Annotated in this window: 13 protein-coding genes; 10 read left to right on the top strand and 3 right to left on the bottom strand. The window is 64.9% G+C overall.

Annotated features, from left to right (window positions below):
- Positions 1 to 468, top strand: a 468-nt coding sequence (locus SE91_RS27720; RefSeq protein WP_061849900.1) for an NUDIX hydrolase, incomplete at its 5' end; no start/stop codon positions are given.
- Positions 469 to 523: 55 nt separating this feature from the next.
- Positions 524 to 1,738, top strand: coding sequence for a hypothetical protein (locus SE91_RS27715; protein ID WP_061849898.1), 1,215 nt, complete (start codon positions 524 to 526; stop codon positions 1,736 to 1,738).
- A 165-nt stretch (positions 1,739 to 1,903) separates the two neighbouring features.
- Here SE91_RS27715 and SE91_RS27710 read toward each other — a convergent pair whose 3' ends face one another.
- Entirely contained in the window at positions 1,904 to 2,209 is a 306-nt protein-coding gene (locus SE91_RS27710) for a hypothetical protein (protein WP_061851360.1), read from the bottom strand.
- A gap of 193 nt (positions 2,210 to 2,402) precedes the next feature.
- Between SE91_RS27710 and SE91_RS27705 the strand changes: the two genes are divergently transcribed.
- The 5 genes from SE91_RS27705 to SE91_RS27685 all read left to right on the top strand — a co-directional run bounded on the left by SE91_RS27705 (position 2,403) and on the right by SE91_RS27685 (position 7,457).
- Positions 2,403 to 2,882 (top strand): hypothetical protein, encoded by a 480-nt coding sequence (locus SE91_RS27705; protein ID WP_038948879.1) that lies wholly within the window; start codon positions 2,403 to 2,405, stop codon positions 2,880 to 2,882.
- A 154-nt stretch (positions 2,883 to 3,036) separates the two neighbouring features.
- Complete coding sequence (locus tag SE91_RS27700) at positions 3,037 to 3,984, top strand: TAXI family TRAP transporter solute-binding subunit (RefSeq protein ID WP_060734717.1); 948 nt, start codon at positions 3,037 to 3,039, stop codon at positions 3,982 to 3,984.
- Between the two features lie 160 nt (positions 3,985 to 4,144).
- A complete protein-coding gene (locus SE91_RS27695) occupies positions 4,145 to 6,259 on the top strand; it encodes a TRAP transporter permease (RefSeq protein ID WP_061849896.1) in 2,115 nt (704 codons plus the stop codon).
- On the top strand, positions 6,220 to 6,639 hold the full coding sequence (locus SE91_RS27690; protein ID WP_060734718.1) for a DUF1850 domain-containing protein: 420 nt from the start codon (positions 6,220 to 6,222) through the stop codon (positions 6,637 to 6,639). The genes SE91_RS27695 and SE91_RS27690 overlap by 40 nt, the downstream gene beginning before the upstream one ends.
- Before the next feature lie 11 nt (positions 6,640 to 6,650).
- Positions 6,651 to 7,457, top strand: a complete 807-nt coding sequence (locus SE91_RS27685) for an SDR family NAD(P)-dependent oxidoreductase (RefSeq protein WP_008543092.1) — start codon at positions 6,651 to 6,653, stop codon at positions 7,455 to 7,457.
- Positions 7,458 to 7,521: 64 nt separating this feature from the next.
- On the opposite strand, the gene SE91_RS27680 is transcribed toward SE91_RS27685, so the two are convergent.
- Positions 7,522 to 8,292 (bottom strand): hypothetical protein, encoded by a 771-nt coding sequence (locus SE91_RS27680; protein WP_061849895.1) that lies wholly within the window; start codon positions 8,290 to 8,292, stop codon positions 7,522 to 7,524.
- A gap of 67 nt (positions 8,293 to 8,359) precedes the next feature.
- Positions 8,360 to 9,937: a cation:proton antiporter gene (locus SE91_RS27675; protein WP_156489814.1), complete on the bottom strand. Its 1,578-nt coding sequence runs from the start codon at positions 9,935 to 9,937 to the stop codon at positions 8,360 to 8,362.
- Positions 9,938 to 10,051: 114 nt separating this feature from the next.
- Between SE91_RS27675 and SE91_RS27670 the strand changes: the two genes are divergently transcribed.
- From SE91_RS27670 to SE91_RS27660, 3 genes are all read left to right on the top strand, one after another.
- Entirely contained in the window at positions 10,052 to 10,813 is a 762-nt protein-coding gene (locus SE91_RS27670) for a tetratricopeptide repeat protein (RefSeq protein WP_061851358.1), read from the top strand.
- Positions 10,814 to 10,942: 129 nt separating this feature from the next.
- On the top strand, positions 10,943 to 12,328 hold the full coding sequence (locus SE91_RS27665) for a tetratricopeptide repeat protein (protein ID WP_061849894.1): 1,386 nt from the start codon (positions 10,943 to 10,945) through the stop codon (positions 12,326 to 12,328).
- A 192-nt stretch (positions 12,329 to 12,520) separates the two neighbouring features.
- Positions 12,521 to 14,431 carry a propionyl-CoA synthetase gene (locus tag SE91_RS27660; RefSeq protein WP_061849893.1) on the top strand — a complete coding sequence of 637 codons (1,911 nt, stop codon included), beginning with the start codon at positions 12,521 to 12,523 and terminating at the stop codon, positions 14,429 to 14,431.
- Positions 14,432 to 14,471 lie beyond the last annotated feature (40 nt).

Below are 14,471 nucleotides of genomic sequence, written 5' to 3'. Positions count from 1 at the left end.
ACGCTGCGCGCGTCGCATTTGCGCGCCCATCGCGGCCAATGGGCCTTGCCGGGCGGACGCTGCGATGCCGGCGAGGCGCCGATCGAGGCCGCGCTGCGCGAGCTCGACGAGGAGCTCGGTCTTCGCCTCACCAGCGCGGACGTGCTCGGCACGCTCGACGATTATCCGACCCGCTCCGGCTATCTGATCACACCCGTCGTGGTCTGGGCCGCCGACAGCGCCGCGATCAGGCCGAACCCGGACGAGGTCGCCTCCGTCCATCGCATCGCGCTCACCACGATCGAGCGCGAGGACGCGTTCGACTTCATCGCGATCCCCGAAAGCGCGCGACGCGTGATCCGCTTCCATCACCAGATGAGCCTGATCCACGCGCCGACGGCGGCCTTGATCTACCAGTTCCGCGAGGTGCTAGCGGGCCGGCACACCCGCGTGACCGAGCTGGAACAGCCGGTTTTCGCCTGGAAATGACATGGTAAACGGCGCGTTAACGTGACGGTTACCGGATGCCTGCTAAGACGGCATCATGCATCGTTCGATTCGACATCGCCTTGCGCTGGTTCCACTCGCGCTCGTCCTGCTCGCGCCCGCCGCGCGGGGCCGTGAGGCCGACGCGCTGCCGCCGGCCGTCCGCAATGCCAATGCCCAGCTGCTGTCGCAGTTCTTCGCGCAAGGCGGAGCCTCGCCTGCCGTGCTCGAATATCGCCGCAAGCTGGCGGAATATCAGGCGGCGCGCGCGGCCTTCGACGCCGAGGCCGGCGCCTATTGGAGCCAGATCTCCGAGAAGCGTCGCGGCCGCAACGCCAAGCGCCGCAGCGGGCAGCAGATCACCCTCGACGACTACGTGCTGGAGCATCCGCCGCTCTACAACGGGCCGAAGCGACCGGTGAACCCGGAGCCGGAGGAAACGCCGGACCGTCCCGCGAGGAAGCCAATCCCCGTCGTCTCCGATTTCCTGCGCGCGGCGCAGGAGCTCTACCAGTTCACGCCGCAACGGCCTTCCAGCGAGCTCGAGTTCAAGCGCGCCTATGCGCGCTATGCGCTCGCCCACGGCCTGACGCGCGAGCAGGCGGTGCGGGTTTATTCGTTCGAGACCGGCGGCACCGGCACATACGACGTCCAAGCGGGAATCGAGCACGGCGGTAAGCGCGCGATCTCGACCGCGATGGGTTACAACCAGCTGCTGACCACCAACAGCGTCGAGCTGCTCGCCGAACAGGGCCATGAACTGATTCGTGCCCTGTCGGAGAAGGTGGCGCGAACGTCGGGGCCCGCGCGGCATGCGCTCGAGCACAAGCTCACGGTCCTGAAGAAGATGGTGGCGCACGCCAAGTCGGTGCCGGACACCTGGTCGGATCACGAGAAAATGGGCGTCACTCCGCAGGGTTGGGCCATGCATGCGATGGTGCTCGACGTCGACATCGGCCCGATGCTGCAGACCCACAAGCTCCTGACCTCGGTGCTGTTCGCGCGGGCCAAGGGATACTCGCGCCCGCTCTCTGCGGCCGAGCTCGAGATGATGAACCTCACGGGCGACGGCACCGGCCTCGACATGGTGACGATGCCGCAGGCGATGCGCGAGCGGGTGCCGACCTCGAATTTCTTCCAGCGCGGCGGCTATGAGCGCAACCCGGTCGCGATCCGCCACAACACGGTGGCGAAGCTGCTCGCCGTGACGGATGAGCGGATGGACGTCAACAGCGGCAAGCCCGGCGCGAAGGAGCTGGCGGGGGCGTTCTAAGATCGCTCGCTTGCCGCATCTTCCGCTGTCATGCCCCCCGAAAGCGGGGCATCCAGTACGCCGCGCGCTCTCGATTCATCACTGCGGCCTCTGGAATACTGCATCGTCCGCCTCCGCGGACGATGACACCGAGTAAGTGGCGGCGCCGACGCTCGCCCCTACCGGCTACTGATCGGGCCCGAACTTGAACTTGCCGTCGCCTTCGAGATAGGGGCCGGTGCGCATATAGAGCTGGCCGTTGTGGCCGATGAAGAACAGCGTGCCCTTCGGCACTTTCTTGGCCCCCTTGAGCAACTCGCCGGCATTGCTGGTGCCCATCTTGTAGGAGTAGGTCTTACCCTCCTTGTCATAGGCATAGCCCATGTCGGATTTGAGCTCCCACGGCGTTGCCGGGGCTTGCGCCAATGCGGGCGCGGCAAAGGTGCTGAGCGCGGCTGCGATTGCAAATGATTTGGTTGAAAATGCCGTCATTCCCATCCTCCCAAGGTCGGGACATCCAGGCTTGAACAAATCACGAACGGCATTCGAAGGTCAATTCGCGAAAGCGCCGCAGCGCATCACACCTTGCCCAGCAGTTTGTGATTTTCCCTTCGTCCCCTCGCGACTATGTTCCGCTTTCCGTCTAGAACGCAACTCGACAAAATTTGGGGTAGGGATGATTCGGATGCGCCACGTGATTAAACTCTGCTGGGCTGCTGCCTTGTCGCTGACGGCGCTGGCGCCGGCCGCGCGTGCCGATGATTACCAGCTCAGTCACAACCAACGCATCTCGTGCAGCCGCGGCCTTGCTCCGGGCAAGCTGAACACCGCGACCTGCAAGTCCTACACCTATCTTTTCAACACCAAGACCTCGGAATATTTCCGCTGCCAGGTCTCGCTGGCGCTGACCCGCGACAACAAGGAAGTCATCAACGTCCAGACCGACGGCGGTTGCACCAAGAAGCCGCGTATCTTCGAGACCGACGGCAAATATGATTTCGACGCCACCGAGACCGAGCCGCCGAACACCAACTCGTTCTTCGGCCCCGGCGGCTATTCAGTCTGGGCCGCCGACGTGGGCGCGCAGAAGGTGCGCGGCTGCATCATCATCTCCTCGGGCCTCGGCTCCGACATCTCCAAGTGCCTGGACATGACCTTCCAGTGAGGGGGCGCCCACCGCGCCATCTCGCCGCACCGTCCGGTTCCCAAAAGTCGAGCCGGAACGGCCATTTACCGCAGTCCTGTTTTGCCTTTTGGATGGGTTGACCCGGTCCCCGCATCCGGCCAATTTCCCCGCCGGTTTGGGGAGTACAACAACCATGAAACGGACGTTCTTCGGCGTGGCCGCGGCTCTTGCTCTGGCGGCGTCGGCGCCTTGCGCACATGCGCAATCCTTTATCAACGTGCTGACCGGCGGCACCTCCGGCGTCTACTATCCGCTCGGGGTCGCGATCGGAAAGATCTACGGCGACAAAATTCCGAACGTGAAGACGCAGGTGCAGGCCACCAAGGCGTCGGTCGAGAACCTGATCCTGCTGCAGCAGGGTCGCGGCGAGCTGGCGTTCACGTTGGGTGACTCGCTGAAAGCGGCCTGGGACGGCGAGGAGGAGGCGGGCTTCAAGACCAAGCTCGACAAGCTGCGCACGATCGGCGCGATCTATCCGAACTACATCCAGATCGTCGCGACCGCCGAGAGCGGCATCAAGACGCTGGCCGACCTCAAGGGCAAGAGCCTGTCGGTCGGCGCGCCGAAGTCGGGCACGGAGCTGAATTCCCGCGCGATCCTGGCCGCCGCCGGCATGAGCTACAAGGACCTCGGCAAGGTCGAATATCTGCCCTTCGCCGAATCCGTCGACCTCATGAAGAACCGTCAGCTCAATGCGACGCTGCAATCGGCCGGGCTCGGCGTCGCCTCGCTGAAGGATCTGTCGACCTCGAGCCCGATCACGGTGGTGTCGGTGCCGAAGGAGACGGTGGACAAGATCGGCCCGCCCTTCGTCTCCGCGATCATTCCGGCCAATACCTATACCGGGCAAGACAAGGACGTGCCGACCGCGGCGGTGATCAACTACCTCGTAACCAGCTCGGCAGTTTCGGACGATCTCGCCTATCAGATGACCAAGCTGGTGTTCGAGTCGCTGCCGGAATTGCAGAATGCGCACGCGGCCGGCAAGGAGATCAAGCTCGAGACCGCTGCTACCGGCAGCCCGGTCCCGCTGCACCCCGGCGCGATCCGCTATTACAAGGAAAAGGGGCTGATCAAGTAGGATCGGCGCTGTTGCCGGACGTCATGGCCGGGCTTGTCCCGGCCATCCACGTTCTGGGCTGGGCGAGAAAGATCGTGGATGCCCGGGACAAGCCCGGGCATGACGGTCTGAAAACGCTATGCCAAATGATATCGCGCTGGACGGTTGGGGACGAATTGAGATGCTGGAAAAGGCAGAGGGCACACAAGCTGCGCCCGTCAAGGTCGAGTTCGACAATTTCGAGCACGGCTTTCCCGAAGGCTTCGGTCCCGGCTGGTGGGGGCAGCTTGCCTACTGGATCGGCATCGCGTTCGCGACCTTCCAGCTCTATGTCGCCGCCTTCAATTATCTGCCGAGCCAGGTGGTGCGCGGGGTCCATGTCGGCTTCCTCGTCCTGCTCACCTTCGGCTTGATCGCCAATTTCACGGCCAAGAGCGCTGCCGGTCGCGCGCTCGGCTGGGTGATCGGCGGCGCCGGTTTCTTCTGCGGGCTCTACCAGTGGATCTTCTACGCCGACCTGATCGCTCGCGACGGCGATCCGACCCGGCTCGATCTCGTGGTCGGCACGCTGCTCGCGGTGCTGATCTTCGAGGGCACGCGGCGGCTGATGGGTGCGGCGCTGCCGCTGATGTGCGGCGCGTGTCTGGTCTACTGGTTCTTCGGTCAGTACCTGCCGTCGCCGCTCAACCATCGCGGCTACGACTTCGACCAGATCGTCACGCATCTGTCGTTCGGCACCGAGGGCTTCTACGGCGTGCCGATCTACGTCTCGGCGACTTACATCTTCCTGTTCATCCTGTTCGGCTCGTTCCTGGAACGTGCCGGCATGATCCAGCTCTTCACCGACGTCTCGCTGGGCCTGTTCGGTCGCACCCGCGGTGGCCCGGCCAAGGTCGCGGTGTTCGCCTCGGGCATGATGGGCACGATCTCTGGCTCGGGTGTCGCCAATGTCGTCACCGTCGGCCAGTTCACGATTCCCCTGATGATCAGGTTCGGCTATCGCCGCGCGTTCGCGGCGGGCGTCGAGGCCACCGCCTCGATGGGGGGCCAGATCATGCCGCCGGTGATGGGCGCGGTCGCCTTCATCATGGCGGAGACGCTCGGCGTCCAATATTCGGAGATCGTCAAGGCCGCCGCGATCCCCGCGATCCTCTATTTCGCGTCCGCGTTCTGGATGGTGCATCTGGAGGCCAGCAAGCACGGCCTCGTCGGCATGAAGCGCTCGGAAATCCCGAGCGCGTGGAAGGCGCTGGTGACGCGCTGGTACCTCGTGCTGCCGCTCGCCGCGCTCGTCTACATGCTATTCGAAGGCTTTACGCCGCTCTATGCCGGCAGCATGGGTCTTGCGCTCACGGTCACGCTGATCCTCGGCACCGCGATCACGACGGGCGCCCCGTCGACGCTCATCCGCTACATCTTCTGGATCGGGCTCGCGCTCGTAGTCGCCGCCCTGTCGCGCGACGGCCTGCAGATCGCGCCGGTCGCGACCGTCGTGGTCGGCCTGATCGTGATCACGGCGTTCGTGCGCGGCGGCTTTGCGGCGCTGCGCGCCTGCCGCGACGCGTTGGCCGAGAGCGCGAAATCCGCCATCACCGTCGGCATGGCCTGCGCCATCGTCGGCGTCATCATCGGCATGATGTCGCAAACCGGCGTCGGCACCATCTTCGGCGGCTGGGTGATCGGGCTCGGGGAGAAGAGCATTTTCCTGGCTCTAATCATGACCATGCTGCTGTCGATCCTGCTCGGCACCGGCATTCCGACTATCCCGACCTACATCATCACCGCCGCGCTCGCCGCGCCCGCGCTCGCGAAGCTCGGCGTGCCCTTGATCGCGAGCCACATGTTCGCGTTCTACTACGGCATCATGGCCGACCTCTCGCCGCCGGTCGCACTGGCCGCGCTTGCGGCCGCGCCGATCGCCAAGGAGAATCCGGACAAGATCGGATGGGAAGCGATGCGCATCGCGCTCGCCGGCTATGTAATTCCCTTTATCTTCGTCTTCTCACCGGCGTTGATGCTGCAGCCCGGTGATCCCATGGCGGCCACGCTCGGCTTCTACGGCGCCGTCGCGCTGGCGAGCTTCAAGGCGTTGGTGGCAATTGCGCTGTTCGGAATGGTCGCGATCGGCTTCCTGTTCACGCGCCTGACGGTGATCGAGCGCCTGATCGCGTTCGGCGCCGCGCTCTGCCTGCTCGGCGAATTCCCGTTCAGCGACACCGCAGGTTTCGTGCTCGCCGCGGCGCTCGCGCTCTGGCAATGGCGGCAGCGTCCGCCTGTAACGGTCGAGGCGGTGTGAGCCTCTGCTTCGCAACGGCAGGCGCTGTGAAGGCGCTGGCGCTATCGGCCTTCACACTCGCCTGGACCCATTCGATCGCGAAAGTCGAGTGGCAGGAGGACTGGCGTGTCACGCCCGCCGGCCTCGAGCTGGTGCAGGCCCGCGTCAAGGGCACCGGCCCCGGCATGGAGCCGCCGCCCGAAGCGCGGCTGGTCGACGGCTGGTTTCAGTGGCAACCGAACCGCGCGCCGATGCCGGAGGTCGTGCTCGGCAATTCGGGCGCGGCGGGGGAGTGGCGGTTGTGCCATGATGGACAGTGCCGGACGCTCTCGGACATTGTTGGTCTTCCCATCGGTGCTAACGTGACCACGATGAGCGTCTGCAAACAACAAGAGAAATAAGGGAGATCACGATGGATCGGCTCAAGGGCAAGGTTGCGATGGTGGTGGGGGCCGGCTCGATCGGTCCCGGGTGGGGCAACGGCAAGGCGACCGCGGTGACCTTCGCGCGCGAGGGAGCGCAGGTGTTTTGCGTCGATCGCAACGGCGCGGCGGCTGAGGAGACCGCGAAGATCATCACCGACGAAGGCGGCAAGGCGAGCTCTTTCACCGCCGACGTCTCCCGATCGGCCGAGATCGAAGCGATGGTGGCGGCGTGCCTGAAGGCCCATGGCCGCATCGACGTGCTCGACAACAATGTCGGCATCGCCGAGATGGGCAGCGTGGTCGATGTCGCCGAGGAGAGCTGGGACCGCGTCTTCACCGTCAACCTCAAGAGCGCTTATCTCGCCATGAAGCACGTCATTCCCGTGATGGTGAAGCAGGGCGGCGGCTCGATCATCAACATCTCCTCGATCGCCTCGATCCGCCATGTCGGGATTTCCTATGTCAGCTACAACGCCAGCAAGGCGGCGATGAACCAGTTGACGCGCTCCACCGCGATCGAGTTCGCGAAGAGCCATGTCCGGGTGAATGCCATCCTGCCCGGCCTGATGAAGACGCCGATGGTCGAGCATTCGGCAGGGCTGGCCAACAGCTACGCCAAGGGCGATGTCGAAGCGATGTGGCGCGCCCGCGACGCGCAGGTGCCGATGGGCCATATGGGCGATGCCTTCGACGTCGCCAACGCCGCGCTGTTCCTGGCCTCGGACGAGTCGAAATATGTGACGGGGATCGAACTGGTGGTCGACGGCGGGATCACCTGCAAGGCGGGGGCGTAGGCATCGCCTCGTTCTCCCCGTCGTCCCGGGGCGCGCAAAGCGCGAACCCGGACGACACCGAGAGTTACTGTGCCAGAGTCAATATCCCACCGGCAAACGCATGCCACGCCGCCGTCTCGCTGATCGGCCAGTTCAACACCTTCACTGCCAGCAGCGCGAGCGTGCCGTAGATGTAGACCGGATGCACGCGGCCTTCGCTGCGCCAGTCGCGTACCATGGCGACGACGAGCAGCAGGGAGGCGACCACGGCGGGAGCGATGGTGACCGGCACCGGCGGTGGACCCGGAGGTCCTGGAGGCGCGAGGAAGGTGAGAAACCAGCGCGCGATCGCGGCGTCGAGAATCGAGACTGCGGCTAGCAGCATCAGGCGCTTGTGAATCTCGGGTTTGCGCGTGTTCACGATCGCGAGCGCGAACACGACCGCGAAGAACGCGATTCCGCTCATCGGCACGATCGAGAAGGTGATGCCCGCTTCCTTCTGCCCGAGCGCGGCGGCATGCTTCATCACATGCACGGAGGTGAGGAATCCGAAGATCGTCATCGCGGTGGCCAGCGAGACGCCGGCGATGCCGAGTGAACGATGATTGACCACGCGGCCCGAGGCGGCGAGCCAGCTCTGGAGCACGAAATAGAGCGACCAGGTGAAGAACAACAGTCCGTGAAAATGAACCACCGGGCTGGCCGAGAGCGTCCGGTTGGCGAGGGGGATCCAATAGGTCGGTGCGAAACCGAGGAAAGCCGTGGCAGCGCAGGCCAGCGACATGTGGAGATAAAAATATCGTGCAGGCGACGCATCACGCGCGCGAACACGACGGTCGTCGATCAGAGTCGTCATCTGGAGTGTGTCTGGGGAGGAGCGGTTTGGTTCAAGCCACCCCGTCGACTTTGAAGCGGCGCTCACATCATCCCCCCGCGCTCAATTCTGCGCGATCGAGCTCCTCCTCGAGCCGATGAAACGCGTCGTCGCCGATCACCTCGGTGGCGCGGAGATCGAAGATGGATTTGCGGGCGGCCTCGATGGCGCGGCGCCGCAGGGGATCGGCGGGCAGCTCGCCATTGGCGATGCCGCCATTCGGATCGTTCTCGGTCTGCATCAGGATGGCGCGATATTCGAGCCGCAGGATTTCCGCTTCCTCCGACGGATCGCTCTCGATGGCGTCGAGCGCGGCGCGATAGGCGACGGCGCGACCGCGCGCGACTTCGGTGCCAACCGGATCGTCGTCCTCGAGGCGGAAGGCCAGGATCAGCGGCCGCAGCGTCAGGCCCTGGATTACCAGCGATCCCAGCACCACCGCAAAGGCGATGAAGACGATGAAGTCGCGATAGGGAAAATTCTCCGGCAGGGCAAAGGCGGCCGCGAGCGTGACGAGGCCGCGCATGCCGCACCAGGAGATGATGAGGCCGCCCTTGGCGGAGGCGACCTGCTTCGGATCCTTCGGATGATAGATGCCTTGGGCCACCAGCGCCCGCAGCGTCGTGCGGTAGAACGTCACCCAGAGCAGGCGGACCAGGACCACGGTGAGCAGGATCCAGGCGGCGGCGACGCAATATTCCCAGCGCACTTCGGCATCGAGCCGCGTCCAGATCGGCCGCATCTGCATGCCGATCAGCATGAAGGCGAGCACGTTGAGCACGAACACCATCGTCTCCCACACCGCATAGGACGGCACACGCAGCCGTGCCGGGATGCGCGCGGGCGCTGTGCGAGCAACCGTGATGCCATAGACCACGATGGTGAGGATGCCGGAGAGGCCGAGATGCTCGGCAGCGATCCAGACCATGAAGGTGGTGGCGAACTGCAAGATGATGGCGCTTGGCGCTTCCTTCACCCGCTCCATGAACAATGGGATGATGCGGCCTGCAGCAAGTCCTGCGACGACGCTGCCGACCAGCGCGAGGGCCATCGTCGGTGCAACCTGGCTCCATGTCAGGTGCTCGGTGGCGACCGCACCGACCGCGATGCGATAGATCAGCAGAGCGGTGGCGTCGTTGAGCAAGCTCTCGCCCTCCAGGACCTTGACCATGCGATGGGGCAGCTTCACCTGGCTCAGGATCGCGACCGCCGCCGCTGCATCCGGCGGCGCCACGATGGCGCCGAGCGCAATTGCAGCGGCCCAGGGCATGTCGGGCATCAGCCGGTGTGCGACGAAGGCGACGCCGGCCGTGGTCAACCCGACCGCGGCGACGACCAGGGTGGAGACCGGCACCCAATTGTTGCGCAGGTCCCGCAGCGAGGTGTCGAAGGCGGCGTCGAGCAGCACCGGTGCGACAAAAAGCGCCAATGCCAGGTCCGGCTCCAGCGTCCAGGACGGGCTCGACGGCACGAAGGCGATCAGTGCGCCGCCGATGGCGAGGAAGGTCGGGTAGGGGACCTTGATCCGCCTCGCCAGCGCCGATAAGCCAACGGCGCCGAGCAGAAGCACGATGATCCATTCGAATGTCGACACGATGATCCCCGAAACCGATGTGAGCGGCGCCACAAGCTAGCACCAATCAGGCCGTATTGATCGAACATGCGGCCGCAAAGCAAGGTTGAAGGCGAGACTCACGAAAGCCCGACGACAACGCTGAAGGCCAAGATCTCCGACTGCAACATGCGTTCCTTTCTCATTGGACTCTCAGGTGCCGGACTCATTTGCGTGCTCTCGCTCGCCGCGGCCCATGCCACGACGGGCGGCGAGCCGGTCGCGGTACCGCAGATCGACCTCGCGCCATGCCTTGCGGCAGCCGCGGCCGACGACATGGACAAGGCGGTGACGGCCTGCGCGGCGGTGATCGAAAACGATAAGACGGCGAAGGAAGATCTGATCAAGGCGCTGATCGCGCGCGGCGCGCTCTATGCGCGGCGCGGCCAGATCGACCGCGCGATCGCCGACGACAGCCGCGCACTTCTGCTCGATCCCGGCCTCGCCGATCTCTTCAACGCACGCGGCGAGCTGTGGCTGAAGAAGGGCGACAAGCCCAAGGCGGTGCAGGATTTCGCCGCGGCGCTCAAGATCGATCCGAATCACGAAAAGGCCAAGGCCAATCACAAGGCCATGGCGCGCGAGCTCGAGCGGATCGGCGCGCAGATGGCGCTGGCCGGCAAGCCCAGCTTCAATTGCGCGAGAGCGCGCAAGACGGTGGAAAGGGCGATCTGCGGCAATCGCGAGCTCGCCGATCTCGACCGGGAGATCTTTGCAGCGAATGCCCGCGTGATCCGCGAGGCGCGCAATCCGGGCGAAGCGAAGGCGCTCCAGCGCGAGCAGGACGATTTCATTGCCCGCCGCAATGCAGAATTCGGGCGGCCGGGCTACGATCTCAACAAGGCGATGCAGGACCGGCTGAAGCGGCTGAACGGGGTGGACGGCTATTGAGGCGCTTCGCCTCTCCCTGCAAGCGGGGCGAGGGAGTGATACGGCGGTGCGTCCCTGCCCCGCCGATTTGAACCCATCTCTTGCCAGCCGCGACAATGGTGAGAACCCGACGTCACGGAGCCCTATGCCATGTGCGGCACGCATTCTTCCGCGCAAATGCCCGCGTTTGCCAAAATCTCGCTTCGCGCCTTCTTCCTCGGCGCAGCCATGAGCCTGGCCCTCATAGGCCCGGCTTTCGCCGAAGCCGATTGCGTCCTGAACAGCAAGGCTGCTCCCGCGGACCTGATCTCCGCGTGCAGCGCCATCATCGACCAGACGGCGAATTCCGCGTCCGAACGCTCCCTGGCACTCGTTGCCCGCGCTGAAGCCAATGCGCGGATCTCCGGAGGCCTATCGCAGGCGTTGCGCGATCTCGACCGCGCCATCGCGCTCGACGGCCGAAACGCAAAGGCTTGGCGGGTACGCGGCGATCTCCTGCGCGAGGCCGGCGGCGACCTCAATCGTGCCGCGGCGGATCTGACCAAGGCGATCGAGCTCGACCCAAAGGATGCGGAAGCTTACGAGCTGCGCGGCGTCGTCTACACCAATCAGCGCCGGCTCGACCGCGCGCTCGCCGATTACGACCAGGCGATAAAGCTGAAGCCGGACGATGCACAGGCCTGGTCCGATCGCGGCGTGGCCTATTATCTCGGCGGCGACAACGAGAAGGCGGTCAAGAATTTCGACGAGGCGCTGCGGCTCGATCCCAACCGCGCGCGCACCTATACCAATCGCGGTGCGGCGTACAAGAAGCTCGGCCAGCTCGACAAGGCGGTCGCCGACGACGGCGAGGCCATCAGGCTCGATCCGAAAGTCCCCGAATATTACGACAATCGCGGCCTGACCTATGCCGCCATGGGCGAGTACGACAAGGCGATTGCCGATTATGACCAGGCGATCCGGCGCGAGCAGCGCGCCAACTTCCTGACCAACCGCGGCGATTCCTATCAGTTCAAGGGCGAGCTTGGGGCGGCGCTGAGCGACTACGAGGCCGCGCTGAAGCTCGATCCGAACTTCGCGAAGACCTACAACAACCGCGCCGTGCTCTACAAGAAGATGGGCGAGCGCAAGAAGGCGCTGGCCGATTACGAGACGGCGCTGAAGCTCGACCCCGGTAACGAGAATGCCACGAACGGCCGCCGTGTCGTGATCGCCGAGATCGCGAAGTTCGGCGCCGAGCCGCCGCGTGCCCTGAATGCGGAGGCGGGTCACGGCCCGTCCTTCAGCTGCGCCACCGCCAAGCGCGAGGTCGAGAAGGTGATCTGCGCCGATGCGCAGCTCGGCGTGCTCGACCGCCAGATCGCCGAGACCTATGAGCGCGTGCTGAGGACTTCGAAAGGACGTTCCGCCAGCGACCTGCGCAAGACCCAGCGCGAGTTCCTCACGACGCGCAATGCGAGCTTCCGCCGCCCCGGCTACGATCTGAAGAAGATCATGCAGGACCGCTTGCAGCGGCTGAACGCGATGGAGAGCTGAAGGCCGGTTCTTCTCCCTCGTCCCGTAAGGACGGGGACAGGGAGAGAAGACCTGTTCTTTTCAGCTTGAACCGCGGCCCGTTCCCGGGAAAATACCCTCCAAACAAGGCCGGCGATTGATCCTGGTCATGGCGGGACGCTCGTCCTGTCGTCAGGTCAGGGCCAGGCGCACAAAGGGAACGGGAGCGCGGGCATGAACGTCCAGGGCAAAAGCAGCTATCACGAGGTTCACGCGCGCTCGCTGGCGGATCCGGAAGGATTCTGGGCCGAGGCGGCCAAGGACATCGACTGGATCGAGCCGCCGAAGTCCATCTTCGATGCCAGCCGAGGAACCTATGGCCGCTGGTTCGCCGGCGGTGTGGTCAACACCTGCTACAATGCGCTCGATCGCCATGTCGAACGTGGCCGCGGCGACCAGGTCGCGCTGATTCATGATTCTCCGCTGACCAGCAGCGTCACCAGATTCACCTACGCCGAACTCCTGAGGGAAGTGCAGGCGCTCGCCGCCATCATGCAGGATTTCGGCGTCGCCAAGGGCGAACGCGTCATCCTCTATATGCCGATGGTGCCCGAGGCCGTGGTCGCGATGCTCGCCTGTGCGCGCATCGGCGCGGTGCATTCCGTGGTGTTCGGCGGCTTCGCCGCCAAGGAGCTCGCCACCCGTATCGATGACGCTGAGCCGAAGCTCATTCTCTCCGCGAGCTGCGGTATCGAGCCCGGCCGCATCGTGCAGTACAAGCCGTTGCTCGACGAGGCGATCAGGCTCGCGGGCACGAAGCCGAAGGCCTGCATCGTGCTGCAGCGTCCGCAGCACACCTGCGACCTGACGCCGGGGCGCGATTACGATTGGGCGAGCCTGCGCCGCAAGGCGCTGAATGAGGGCAAGATGGCTCTTTGTGTGCCCGTCGCCGCCACCGATCCGCTCTACATCCTCTACACGTCGGGCACCACGGGCATTCCCAAGGGCGTGGTGCGCGACAATGGCGGGCACCTCGTCGCGGTGAAATGGTCGATGTTCAACCTTTATGGCGTCAAGCCGGGCGAGGTGTGGTGGTGCGGCTCCGACATCGGCTGGGTGGTCGGCCACAGCTACATCGTCTACGGCCCGCTGCTGCATGGGGCGACCTCGATCATGTACGAGGGCAAGCCGATCGGCACGCCCGATGCCGGCGCGTTCTGGCGCGTCATCAGCGAGCACAAGGCGGTGGCTTTCTTCACAGCGCCGACCGCGTTCCGCGCGATCCGCAAGGAGGACCCGGAAGGGAAATTCATCCGGCAATACGACCTCTCCAAATTCCGCACGCTGTTCCTCGCCGGCGAGCGCGCCGATCCGCCGACGGTGGAATGGGCGGAGCAGCAGCTGAAGGTGCCGGTGATCGATCATTGGTGGCAGACCGAGACCGGCTGGTGCATCGCCGGCAATCCGGTCGGGCTCGGCATGCTGCCGGTGAAGCACGGCTCGCCGACGGTGCCGATGCCGGGCTATCAGGTCGACGTCGTCGACGAGGCGGCAAAGCCGGTCGGTCCCAACACCATGGGCTCGATCGTCATCAAGCTGCCGATGCCGCCGGGCTGCCTGCCGACCCTGTGGAATCAGGACGCGCGCTTCAGGGAAGCGTATTTGACCGAATTCCCCGGCTATTACAAAACCTCCGACGCCGGCTACAAGGACGAGGACGGCTATGTCTTCGTCATGGGGCGTACCGACGACATCATCAACGTCGCCGGCCATCGTCTTTCCACCGGCGGCATGGAGGAGATTTTGGCCTCACATCCGGATGTCGCCGAATGCGCCGTGCTCGGCGTCAAGGACGCCATCAAGGGCGAGGTGCCCTGCGGATTCCTGGTGCTGAAAGCGGGCGTGATGCGTGCGCCTGCGGAGATCGAGAAGGAGATCGTCGCGCTGGTGCGCGACAAGCTCGGCCCGGTCGCGGCCTTCAAGCTCGCGATCACCGTCGGTCGCCTGCCCAAGACGCGCTCCGGAAAGATCCTGCGCGGTACCATCAAGAAGATCGCCGATGGCGAAGCCTGGACCATGCCGGCGACGATCGAGGATCCCAAGGCGCTGGACGAGATCGGCGAGGCGCTGAAGGGGCGGGTGTGAGGTTTGCTCTTCCGTCACGTCCCGGGCTTGATCCCGGCAT

This window comes from Bradyrhizobium sp. DOA1 (assembly GCF_001593325.1).
GTDB lineage: Bacteria > Pseudomonadota > Alphaproteobacteria > Rhizobiales > Xanthobacteraceae > Bradyrhizobium.
The sequence above is the reverse complement of the archived record's forward strand: the minus strand, read 5'-3'. Positions and strand labels throughout refer to the sequence as shown.

Coding starts and splice junctions, on each gene's coding strand:
- SE91_RS27715 (WP_061849898.1), top strand. CDS start 524: ATGCATCGTTCGATTCGACATCGCCTTGCGCTGGTTCCACTCGCGCTC.
- SE91_RS27710 (WP_061851360.1), bottom strand. CDS start 2,209: ATGACGGCATTTTCAACCAAATCATTTGCAATCGCAGCCGCGCTCAGC.
- SE91_RS27705 (WP_038948879.1), top strand. CDS start 2,403: ATGCGCCACGTGATTAAACTCTGCTGGGCTGCTGCCTTGTCGCTGACG.
- SE91_RS27700 (WP_060734717.1), top strand. CDS start 3,037: ATGAAACGGACGTTCTTCGGCGTGGCCGCGGCTCTTGCTCTGGCGGCG.
- SE91_RS27695 (WP_061849896.1), top strand. CDS start 4,145: ATGCTGGAAAAGGCAGAGGGCACACAAGCTGCGCCCGTCAAGGTCGAG.
- SE91_RS27690 (WP_060734718.1), top strand. CDS start 6,220: ATGGCGGCAGCGTCCGCCTGTAACGGTCGAGGCGGTGTGAGCCTCTGC.
- SE91_RS27685 (WP_008543092.1), top strand. CDS start 6,651: ATGGATCGGCTCAAGGGCAAGGTTGCGATGGTGGTGGGGGCCGGCTCG.
- SE91_RS27680 (WP_061849895.1), bottom strand. CDS start 8,292: ATGACGACTCTGATCGACGACCGTCGTGTTCGCGCGCGTGATGCGTCG.
- SE91_RS27670 (WP_061851358.1), top strand. CDS start 10,052: ATGCGTTCCTTTCTCATTGGACTCTCAGGTGCCGGACTCATTTGCGTG.
- SE91_RS27665 (WP_061849894.1), top strand. CDS start 10,943: ATGTGCGGCACGCATTCTTCCGCGCAAATGCCCGCGTTTGCCAAAATC.
- SE91_RS27660 (WP_061849893.1), top strand. CDS start 12,521: ATGAACGTCCAGGGCAAAAGCAGCTATCACGAGGTTCACGCGCGCTCG.